The organism is Leisingera sp. F5 (assembly GCF_001593695.1).
The window spans coordinates 1-1,075 of sequence record NZ_LUKH01001364.1 but is presented as its reverse complement, the minus strand read 5'-3'; the positions used below and the strand labels follow the sequence as shown (position 1 = coordinate 1,075).

Here is a 1,075-nt window from a genome sequence, read left to right as displayed (position 1 = left end):
GCTTGGAGCCGTTCGAAATCTAATCCTACCTCATTGGCGGTACGGCGGATCGTGGCTGCGTTGGCCCGAGGTTGTGCCATCAGCGCATCATGAAACTCAGCGTATTTTCCCTGAGCCCGCGCCGCGAGAGACGCACGGGCAGCGGTCTCGGAATCCGGCCCAAGGATCGGAAACTCTCGCATGACAACCCGCAAATCGGGGTCCTCGTCAATAAGGGCATTCACCTCCGGCGCAGCCCGCCGGCAATACGGGCAGTTGTAGTCGAAAAACTCGACAATGACCTGCTCCTGGTAGGCCATAATCGAGTCGATGATGACCTCGGGGTTTTCTCTGATTGTGTCCAGGATCAGAGCGTGGATCGCATCCTGCTGCACGTCGCTGAACGGTGTCGATTGCTGCGCGGCGGCCGGACCCACGCCGGTCAGCAAAGCCGTGATGGCGCCGAGAATGCGCGCTCTAATTCCAGTCATGCCATTTCCTTTCGCATCGGCTGTAAGACCGGGGGCGTTCCCTTCCCCCGGTCATTTTATTCAGCCCTTGTCCGTCGAGTGGTCGTGCTGCCCCATGTGGTCTGTCATGGCCTGCATCATCTCGGTGCAAGCCTCCATCATAGGTGCCATCTGCTGCATCATGCCCATCATGCCGGACATTTTGCCCTCGCCCATCATCATGCCATTGCCTTGCATCATTTGTTCCTGTGACTCGTCGTTTTGTGCCAACGCGATCGAGGAGGTCAGGGCCATAGCGAGCGCGGCCGAAAGACCGAGTTTGGTTGCGGTTTTCATCTTCAGTTCCTTTCCTTGGTTGAAATTCAGTCACTCGTATCGACGGGCGCGCTTTTCGGCGTTTTCTTGGCATCACAACCCTTGCTTTTGCACATGACGCAGTATCCGGTGGCGCACATCACGGCGCAGGGAGCGAGGCTGAGGATCAGGGGGGCCGCCCCGATTGCAGTGAGCCATCCCCAGTTCAGTGCCATGCCGGCGCCGATGACAGCCCCATGTGGTCTGTCATGGCCTGCATCATCTCGGTGCAAGCCTCCATCATAGGTGCCATCTGCTGCATCATGCCCATC

General features: G+C 58.4%; 2 protein-coding genes. Both read right to left on the bottom strand.

Annotated features, from left to right (window positions below):
- Window positions 1-470, bottom strand: a 470-nt coding sequence (locus A2I95_RS41455) for a DsbA family protein (protein WP_291738094.1), incomplete at its 3' end; no start/stop codon positions are given.
- Window positions 471-530: 60 nt separating this feature from the next.
- Window positions 531-785 carry a hypothetical protein gene (locus tag A2I95_RS41450; RefSeq protein ID WP_291738093.1) on the bottom strand — a complete coding sequence of 85 codons (255 nt, stop codon included), beginning with the start codon at window positions 783-785 and terminating at the stop codon, window positions 531-533.
- Window positions 786-1,075: the final 290 nt, after the last annotated feature.

Excerpts from the sequence above, each read along its gene's own strand:
- A2I95_RS41450 (WP_291738093.1), bottom strand. The coding sequence starts at position 785 with ATGAAAACCGCAACCAAACTCGGTCTTTCGGCCGCGCTCGCTATGGCC.